The organism is Candidatus Hydrogenedentota bacterium, from assembly GCA_035416745.1.
Classification (GTDB): domain Bacteria; phylum Hydrogenedentota; class Hydrogenedentia; order Hydrogenedentales; family SLHB01; genus UBA2224.
In genome coordinates this window covers 1-9,616 of record DAOLNV010000136.1, presented here as the reverse complement: position 1 = coordinate 9,616, position 9,616 = coordinate 1, and the positions used below count along the sequence as shown (strand labels likewise).

The window sequence follows — 9,616 nt, the reverse complement described above, 5'->3', positions numbered from 1 at the left end:
ACGACCCGGACAATGGTCCGGAGCCTCTCACGTACGCCTGGAGCTTCTTCAGCGTGGCGGCCGGGAGCACGTTGACGGATAACGACATCGTGGACCGGACCGAGTGCAGTGCGTCCTTCATGCCGGATATGGCGGGGGTGTACGAGCTGATGCTTACCGTATCGGACGGGTTTGAGTCCGACATCGCGGTGGCCGTTATCACGGTTACGGAGCTGGAGAACGTGCCGCCGGTTGCCGATGCCGGGGCAGACCAGACTGTGGCGTATGGTGCAGCCGCCTATCTCGATGGCTCGGGCAGTTATGACCCGGATAGCGGGCCTCAGCCATTGTCGTTCATGTGGAGTTTTGTCTCCTTGCCGGCTCTTAGCGGGCTGACCAATGACGACATCTCCGGACGGACGACGGCGCTTCCTTGGTTCACTCCGGATGTGGTCGGAAGCTACGTGCTGCAGCTGGAAGTGACGGATGGCGAGGACACGTCAGCGGACAATGTCGAGGTCACCTGCATGGAGGAACTTAGCTTCCAGGATGTGACCGGCCGCGTCTCCATGAGCACCGCCAACGAGAGCGTGTACATGATGGACCCGATCAAGCGGATGATGATCAGCGCGGCGGATCTGACCATTACCAACATCTCCGCTGATGCCATTGAGGCGCCCATGCAGGCCGTCTTTGTCATCAGCGCTGCCGGTGTGGACATGCCGGAAGCGAGCGGCACGACGCAGAACGGCGACTTCTACTATGACCTGGAAGACAAGGCCGGAATCACGGAACTGCTTCCGGGACAATCCGTGACAATCCGCATTGAACTCGTCTTCCACTACACCATTCGATTCACGTATGCGGTCGAGGTGTGGGCCATGGCGCCATAAGGTAACAACGGTACGTGGGCTTCTTTCGGTTCATAACCTGGAAGTAGCCCGAGAAGCGACCCAAGTCACTGGCGCGAATAACAGGAGGTTTCATTTCATGTGCAAGAGGTACTTCGTGATAAGTTCGAATCCGTCCGAAGGGCGCGGCCTACGGCCCGCTAAGCTTGGGCTTTGCCAATTGGTGTCGGTTATCCTTCCGAGGGGGGCAGCGCTCTGGCCCGGTATTCTGCTGTCCAGACCCGTTTAGTCTGCTCCCGTTCCCCTACCTGAAGAAAATTTCAGCTATATATACACGTGCGTACCGAGACGGCGAAAGTCGCGCGGTCCAAGTACAAAATAGAACACAATCGTTCACCTACTGAATAACTTTTCAGCCTTATATGTATGCGCGTGGCAAGGCGGCGGCGGTCACGCGGCCCAATCGGCGCAGAGGAGTTCGGCCTGGGCGAGGACAGTCTCGGTGGCCTTCTTCTGCTTGTCGGGCGGGTAGCCGTGCTTGCGGAGGATGCGGCGGATGTAGGCGCGTAGCTTTGCCCGCACGCTCTCTTTGACCGTCCAGTCGATGGTGACGCTGCGGCGGATGGCCTCAACGAGTTCGTGGGCGATGGTCTTAAGGGTGTCGTCGCCCAGGACTTTCACGGCGCTGTCGTTGACTTCGAGGGCATCGTAGAAGGCGACCTCATCCTCGGTGAGCCCCAGGTCCTCCCCACGCTTGTCGGCTGCGCGGAGTTCCTTGGCGAGTTTGATGAGTTCCTCGATGACCTTGGCGGCCTCGACGGACCTGTTCTGGTACGCGCGAAGGGTTTTCTCAAGCATCTCGGCGAATGACCGCGACAGCACCAGGTTCTTCTTAGCCCGTGCTTTCAGTTCGCCTTTGAGGAGCTTCTGGAGCAGTTCCACGGCCAGGTTGCGCTGGGGAAGGCCGCGCACCTCCGCCAGGAACTCGTCCGACAGAATTGAGATGTCGGGATTCTTGAGCCCGGCTGCCGCGAAGATGTCCACAACCTCATCGGAAGCCACTGCGTTCGAGATGATCTGCCGGATGGCGTGCTCAATGTCCTCAGCTGTCTTGCCCGGTCCATCCCCTTCGCCGGTAATCTTGGCCAGACCGGCCCGCACGGCCTGGAAGAACGCCACGTCGTCACGGATGCGCGTGGTCTCTTCGTGCGGCACGGCCAGCGCGAACGCTTTGGACAGGTCGGTAACGGCTGTCATGAACCGTTCTTTGCCCTCGTCCTGCTCCAGGATGTGTTCCTGTGCGGGCGGCAACAGGGCCAGACGGTCGCCGGACGTGCCGGTCTTCCACACCGAATAATCGAACCCGTAGAAGAGGTCGCAGCACATCTCGTACCGTTCGAGCATGAGCGCGACGGCCTCTTCCTTGTTCAGGGCGGTTTCGCCGCGTCCGCCGCTATTGACGTAGTTGGCCAGAGCCTGTTTTAGCTCCGCCGCGACGCCGAGGTAGTCGACCACCAGCCCGCCCGGCTTGTCGCGGAACACGCGGTTGACCCGCGCGATGGCTTGCATGAGCGTATGGCCCCGCATGGGCTTGTCGAGGTACATGGTGTGCAGGCAGGGCACGTCGAAGCCCGTGAGCCACATGTCGCGCACCACCACGATCTTGAACGGGTCGTCGGGGTTCTTGAACCGGTTGGCGATGTCCTCCCTGCCCTTCTTGTTGCGGATGTGCTGCTGCCACGCCACCGGGTCGGTGGCGGAACCGGTCATGACGACCTTGATCGCGCCCTTGGTATCGTCCTCGTCGTGCCACTGGGGCCGCAGACGGACGATGGCATCGTACAACTCGACACAGATGCGGCGGCTCATGCAGACCACCATGGCCTTGCCTTCCATGGCGGCCTGACGCTCTTCGAAATGTTCGATCAGGTCCTCGGCGATCAGGTTGATGCGCTTCTCCGCGCCTACCAAGGCTTCCAACGCGGCCCACTTGGTCTTCAGCTTCTCTTTCTGGGTCAGTTCCTCGCCTTCGGTGGCTTCCTCGAAATCCTCGTCCAGGTGCGGGCGTTCGTTCTCGTCCAGGGCCAGTTTCGCCAGGCGGCTCTCGTAATAGATAGGCACCGTCGCCTTGTCTTCGACGGCCTGCAGGATGTCGTAAATGCTGACATAATCGCCGAACACCGCCCGCGTGTTTTTGTCGGTCAATTCGATGGGCGTACCCGTAAACCCGATAAACGACGCGTTCGGCAGCGCGTCGCGCATGTGGCGCGCGAACCCGTCGATGAAATCGTATTGGCTGCGGTGGGCCTCATCGGCGATGACCACGATGTTGCGCCGCTCGGACAAGCACGGGTACGCCTCCCCCTTCGTTTCGGGGAAGAACTTCTGGATGGTCGTGAACACTACCCCGCCCGACGCCACCTGGAGCAACCGTTTCAATTCTTCCCGGTCGTTGGCTTGTACCGGTTTCTGGCGTAGGAGCTCGTGGCAGCGGGCGAACGTGCCGAAAAGCTGGTCGTCGAGGTCGTTCCGGTCGGTCAACACCACCAGCGTGGGATTCTCCATCTTCGGGTGGAGGATGACCTTGCCCGCGTAGAACGCCATGGTCAGGCTCTTTCCCGAGCCTTGTGTGTGCCAGACCACGCCGCACCGCTTGTCGCCCTTGGGACTTGCGGCCTCGACGGTGGTCTCGACGGCGGTGTTCACCGCGTGAAACTGGTGGTAGCCCGCCTGTTTCTTGATGAGTTCCCCGTCGCCCTGATCCTCGAAGACCATGAAATGGCGCACGAGGTCGAGAAACCGGCGCTTCTCGAACACGCCCTTTACCAACACGTCGAGTTCCATGATGGCCGGCGGCGCCAACGTGTCGCCTTCGATGGTGCGCCAGGGCATGAACCGCTCTTTCTGGGCCGTCAGGCTGCCGACGAGGGCCTGGGTGCCGTCCGAGATGACCAGGGTGGCGTTATAGGCCAGCAGGGAAGGGATCTGGTGTTTGTAGGTCTGCAACTGGTTGTAGGCCATCCAGACCGTGGCGTTTTCGTCGGCGGGATTTTTCAACTCGAAGATGGCCAGGGGCAGCCCGTTCACGAAGACCACGATGTCCGGCCGGCGCTGGTGGTTGTCCTCGATGACCGTGAATTGGTTGACCGCCAGCCAGTCGTTGTTGTCCGCGTCGGCAAAATCGAGCAGGTGGGCCTTGTCGTAGCTCACGCCGCCGTCCGGGTTCCGGTATTCCACATCGACGCCGTTCACCAACATGCGATGGAATGCGTGGTTGTTGCCGACCAGCGCCGGAGCGGGCAAGCGCGTCACCTTGCGGACGGCCGCATCGATGGCTTCATACGGCAAATCGGGATTGAGGCGCTCCAGGGCAGCACGGAGGCGCTTTTCAAGCAGCACTTCGGCGTAGTCCAGCCGCTCCGCGGCACGCTCTCCCGGGGCAATGTCAGGACCGTGAGCGACCGCGTAGCCCAGCCCCTCCAGCCACTCCAGGACGGCTTCTTCCAGAATCGATTCGGTTACGCCGGGCATGGCCCCCTGCTACTCCTCTAGACGCTTACCGGTTCAGCTCGCGTCCGAAAACGGCATTTCAGGAATATGCTTCTCCCAGTCCAACGTGCGCTTGAGATCATTAAGCGCACTTCTGTAAGGAACCTGCTGTTCGTGCTGCAATCGGCCTATTACTACCGCATCACAGACCTTGACCTCTTTTGCGAGCGCTTTCACACTGGCGGCATCGAACCGGCTGCAATTGGTGAATCGACGGAAATCTGCCTGGGGAATCAACATGTCCCGTGCAAACTCGTCGGCCTGTCTCTCTTCTTCCGACCGCGCGTCTTTCTCGACATCAATAAAGAAACCTTTCGTACCATGCAACAGAATGTGCCCGCTCTCATGGAAGAACGTGAACCAGAAAACGTCCTCGAAACGGTACCGGATGCTCAACTGGATAAGCGCTTTGTCCGTTTTCACCCACCGGGCGGCGCCGTTCACGTAGGTGTTCGGCAGGTGCGGTACGAAGACGACCGCGACACCGTTGGCCGCACATAGTTCCACCGTCTTTTCTATGGCCGTTTTCAAGGGGCCGCGTGTAAGACGCCGGATCTTCTTCAGCGCCTCGCGGAATCCCGCCTTGGAAAAGGGCGCTGTATCCATCTCTTGGGCGAGAAGTTCCCCTCTTCTGAGCCAAACGCTCAATGCCTCGGGGCTGGCCTTGACTTTCTGCGCCTTTCGATAGGCCACCGCCTCCACATTGGGAAGGGTGTCCAGCGTGGCCACGCCAAGGAAGGCGCGCAGTAACCGGATCTTCTCCTCCCAACTGCGTGTGGATGCAAGCCAGCCTTTCTTAGCCATTTCCGTATAAGGGAACCGTTTGAGCAGCGGTTTGTCCTCCTCGAGCGCCTTCCGCTCATCCAATCGAGCCAAGGCCTCCTGGTAATCCATCTCAAGCCGAAGCCAGAAACGGGCAGGCGCCCCAACCACACGCTCAAGCTCCATCGCGGTCTGCGGCGTAATCGCCGTCTTCCCCTTGATTATCTCGTTGATGGTCTTCAAAGGGCGGCCCATACGCTGGGCCAACTCCGTCTGCGACATGCCCAGGGCTTTTATGGACTCCAGCAGAGTTTCGCCTGGCGGAATGGCGATATCGGGCGCGTAACCCCTGTCTTTCCTCATCTCAGCCATGGTAATCCTCGATACCCAGAATGCGGACTCCACACTCCGGCCTTGCTCCTCTTTCCTCGCGCGTAGTGCGCGTTTCATCCAGCGGCTCGAAAATCAGGCGGAACGGCTGGCCTACGTTCATCGCGTACTGCCCCTGACGGTTCCCTTTCAGGGCATGGCAACGAACCGGCGGAAGCGGGTCCAGGTCTTCGATGCAATCCGCCGCCTTCAGTGCGTTGAGCCGTTTCACGACCTGTCGTGCAATCACCTCGCCGTAGGCGTTGCGCAACGCCGCGAAGCTCTCGCATTGCTTCCTCAGTTTCCTCGTCTTGAACTCAATATACATGATAATGACAGATTATGCAAAAAGTTTTAACCTTTGGGGTTAATCCAACTACTATTACGAAAAGCTTCCACTTATACCGGCCTTCTCTCTTCCCCGCCAGATTCTTCATCACTTCATCGAGGCCAGCGCGGCCTGCTCGACATTGGATTCGGTCAAACATGCCATGGGCGGTCGATTGGGCGGGGCGTGCTGCAGCACGCCACCGCAGGGTTCTGCCGATCAACAGCCCATTGCACGGGATTGTCCGCGATGTAGCTCACAATTCGATTAAGAGAGTCGTCGTTGCGAATGATGTGTTCGTAATAATTGCGTTGCCATAGCCGCCGGTCAAACGCTGGCCAACCGTGTTGGTTGACCCCGCGGACATATTCACGCGTCGTCAAAGTCTTGAACCGGTGAACGGCATCCGCCAGACCCAACGTAGGGGCAGGCCCCCGTGCCTGCCCTGAACCCGCCAGATCATCGGCAGCCCCCGTAGGGGCAGGCCCCTGTGCCTGCCCATGCCCCTGTGCCTGCCCTGAACCCGCCAGATCATCACCAGCCCCCGTAGGGGCAGGCCCCTGTGCCTGCCCCGAACCCGCCAGATCATCGGCAGCCCCTGTAGGGGCAGGCCCCTGTGCCTGCCCTGGCCCCTGTGCCTGCCCATGCCCCCGTCCCTGGCCTGCATCCGGGCGGCCACGGGGGGCCGCCCCTACGAGGATAATCCCGTGTACGTGGTTTGGCATGACTACAAATGTATGTGTATCGAGGCCGGGGTAATGAACGGGCAATTCATCCCATATCGCTTGGACCATACGCCCCGCATCATTCAGCCGCATTTCCCCGTCAACCACCTCCCCGAACAGACACGCGCCGTTTTGGGCGCACATGGTTACGAAATACGCGCCCGTCTCCGTGTAGTCGTACCCTTCCAGACGGATGGAACGCCGATGGTGTATCACCGGGTCATATTCCATCAAACGCGGCCTCCGTGAACTTCTCCGCGTCGTTCACCCGCAGTTCGCCCGACAACAGCTTCGGCAGCAGTGTGTCGCGGAGGGCGGACAGGGTAACGTTTCCCTTTGAGTAGAGGCTGGCGAAGGTAGGTCGGCACAGATGCAGGAAAGCATTCAGAGCATCATCGGACGGGACCAAGACCGTGCATCCTGTTAAAAGCCCCTCGGCATCTAGATTGGGCACAGACGTGCCATTTATGAAATCATGGATTGTACGGTTTTCAAACTTGCCAATTAGCACACGATCCAAATAGACGGCATGCGCAGTACTAAAAGTGGTGAGCCGTTTAACAAAGTTTGAATAGATTACCGGCAATTCGTAGAGACTTGCTAGCAAAGAAGAACACCATAGCGGACGGCCGCAGGGACCAGCCCCAGAAGCAGCAATTAGAACGTCCTTTTCTGTGGGCAACCGGGTCTCAACGGCCTTCGGCTTAACGAATCTGGTCGGCGCGGCTGGCGCGAAGCCGATATTGCGAAGAGCCTCCATGTCACACCCTCGCAAGCAGATTGCAGGTACCAGTTCGTCAGATGGCTTGTCTTTTCCCCATTGTCCCCCGATGGCCTGTTTAGCAATGTCACCTACAACGCCGTCTCTCCACCCTCTTGGGATGGGTCCGAGGTCGGAGTCGTGGAAGGCGTTGGGGAATTGGGCGGCGAGGGGTTTGGGGAGGCCGAAGGGGCGGCCCTGGGATGCGGCGGATTGGGCGGCTTCGGCGCGTTGGGCGGCGCGGTCGCGGAATTCTTCGGGGATGGGGTTGCCCGCGGCCTGGGCGTTGTCAATGACCGGGTCGAAATCCACGAACCACGACTTGAACAGCGCCCGCGCCATCCCCTCCAACGTCTCGTTCATCCGCCGGTTCAACTCGATCTTGTCGTCCAGCGTCCCCAGGATGTGCGCAATCGCCTTCTGCTCGGCGAGGGGAGGGAGCATGAGTTTGTGTTGGGCGAGATGATTAATCGTTATCTGAGACTGTGCGGACCCTGTTATGAGCTGCGACCTGTCAGAAGCGGTCATTGCCCAATAGAAGAATGGCTTATGTAAGACGTTCTCGTCGCGGATCCTCATGACAATCGCAAGGTTCGTTACCCAGCACTTGGGAGGCGTCATATGAATATTTCCAGTCCCGCCAACGCCTCGACAGGTAATGGTAACCTGCGGCTCCTCATACATGAAATCGCTGTGATACCCCGAAATGCTGTAGCCATTCCATATCGGGTAGCCAGAGGGGAGCATATCCTTCTTGCGAATGATTCTGCCATAGCAGGGATCGCTCAAATCGCTAATTTTTACAGAAGTCCACTCAGTTTCCATAAGCGAATCCCTGCAAATCCTTGTTGCTGGTACAACCTGTCTTTCGAGTGTGGAAAGACGGCTTGGCTGTAGTCTGGACCAAGCCCTCTTTCTCAGCGGTCGCGGCCCAGCAGCTATTGTGTCCATGTCTGGCGGCAAAATGGACATATCCCGAGGGACATGTCCATGCCGTGGACATGTTTCGTCGACGTGTCCAATATGAGCGAGAAATTGGACATGTTCTGGCCAAATGTACACCGCAGGGACACGTTAGTTGTTGAGTCCTCATGCCGCGAGCACCTTCAGAAGCGCGGGATGCTTGAAAACGACCTCGCGCCCTATTCTCTCTCCGGCTAGAATGCCAATTTGCTCCAATTCGCGGAGGTACTTAGAGGCGGTTTTCCGCTCGGCGAGCCCCTCTTCCACGAGAAAGCCAATCTTGCAGTAGGGCTGGCGAAAAATGAGGTCGACCAGTTCCCTGGAGTACACCCTTGGCAATTCCTTCCGACAACGCTCGGCTGTGTGGTCCAGAAGCTGGCGGATTGCGCGGATTCTGCCGCAAGTCCAATAGGCGGTTTCCTCGATGCCCCGGAGCATGTAGATAAGCCATGTATCCCAGTCACCGCCCTCGGTGACGCCCCGCAACAGCCGGTAGTATTCGGCCTTGTTCTGAATGATGAAGCGGCTGAGATAGAGCACCGGGATGTCGAGCAGCCGCGCGTGGAGGAGATAAAGGATGTTTAGAATGCGGCCGGTGCGTCCGTTGCCGTCCGTGAACGGATGAATGGCCTCAAACTGGTAGTGCCCGACGGCCATTCGAATCAACGGATCGGGACCTTCCCGTGCTAGAAGGTAGGCCTCAAGGTTGCGAAGCTTATCAACCAGGCCAGGGCCGCCAGGGGGTGGAGTATAGATGATGTCGTGAGTTTGAGGATTGGCAATGACGACACGCTCGGTTTCGGAGCGAAATTCGAGGGATGGTTGATCGCGTAACACGCGGCACACACTCAGAATCAAGTCGAGCGACAGTGGCTTGTCGTGCAGTGCTTCGTAGCCGTGTCTCAGTGCGGTGCGATAGCGAAGAACTTCCTTCGTCTGTGGATCGGCAACTGAGGATTCGTCAATTGCGGCCTTGAAAAGCTCGTCCTGCGTTGTGACGATATTTTCGATCTCAGAACTCATCATCGCTTCCTGTAAAGGGATGGCATTAATGAGAATAGATTGGTCTGGAATCAGTCCACCTGCCCCTTTTAGCTCAGCGAGCGCGCGGGTAGCGGTGAGACACTGCTTGAGAACCGCTTTTGACTCCACCTCGGTCGTCGGCAGCAGCGGGGGTAATTCATCGAACGGCACTGAAGGATCATAGCTCATAGCCAAGTCTCCGCAGGTTCCCTCGGATGGCCTCGTCAAGTTTCTCGGCTTCAATGAATTGTTGGCCCAGGGTTTCGGTGAGGCGCTGCATTTTGTCTTCGAACAGTTCGCCATCGTC

7 protein-coding genes are annotated in these 9,616 nt (G+C 58.7%); 1 reads left to right on the top strand and 6 read right to left on the bottom strand.

Annotation, left to right across the window (positions count from 1 at the left end):
- Window positions 1-872: hypothetical protein (locus PLJ71_21775; GenBank protein ID HQM51319.1), on the top strand; the 872-nt coding region annotated here is incomplete at its 5' end.
- A gap of 408 nt (window positions 873-1,280) precedes the next feature.
- Here the strand turns inward: PLJ71_21775 and PLJ71_21770 are convergent.
- The 6 genes from PLJ71_21770 to PLJ71_21745 all read right to left on the bottom strand — a co-directional run bounded on the left by PLJ71_21770 (window position 1,281) and on the right by PLJ71_21745 (window position 9,498).
- The gene (locus tag PLJ71_21770) at window positions 1,281-4,361 is read right to left on the bottom strand and encodes a type I restriction endonuclease subunit R (GenBank protein HQM51318.1); all 3,081 of its coding nucleotides are present in this window, start codon (window positions 4,359-4,361) and stop codon (window positions 1,281-1,283) included.
- A 33-nt stretch (window positions 4,362-4,394) separates the two neighbouring features.
- Window positions 4,395-5,513: a HigA family addiction module antitoxin gene (locus PLJ71_21765; GenBank protein ID HQM51317.1), complete on the bottom strand. Its 1,119-nt coding sequence runs from the start codon at window positions 5,511-5,513 to the stop codon at window positions 4,395-4,397.
- Window positions 5,506-5,838 (bottom strand): type II toxin-antitoxin system RelE/ParE family toxin, encoded by a 333-nt coding sequence (locus PLJ71_21760; protein ID HQM51316.1) that lies wholly within the window; start codon window positions 5,836-5,838, stop codon window positions 5,506-5,508. Before PLJ71_21760 ends, PLJ71_21765 begins: the two co-directional genes overlap by 8 nt.
- Window positions 5,839-5,990: 152 nt before the next feature.
- Window positions 5,991-6,794, bottom strand: a complete 804-nt coding sequence (locus tag PLJ71_21755) for a transposase (GenBank protein HQM51315.1) — start codon at window positions 6,792-6,794, stop codon at window positions 5,991-5,993.
- On the bottom strand, window positions 6,784-8,148 hold the full coding sequence (locus PLJ71_21750) for a restriction endonuclease subunit S (protein HQM51314.1): 1,365 nt from the start codon (window positions 8,146-8,148) through the stop codon (window positions 6,784-6,786). The genes PLJ71_21755 and PLJ71_21750 overlap by 11 nt, the downstream gene beginning before the upstream one ends.
- 264 nt (window positions 8,149-8,412) lie before the next feature.
- Window positions 8,413-9,498, bottom strand: a complete 1,086-nt coding sequence (locus PLJ71_21745; protein ID HQM51313.1) for a Fic family protein — start codon at window positions 9,496-9,498, stop codon at window positions 8,413-8,415.
- Window positions 9,499-9,616: the final 118 nt, after the last annotated feature.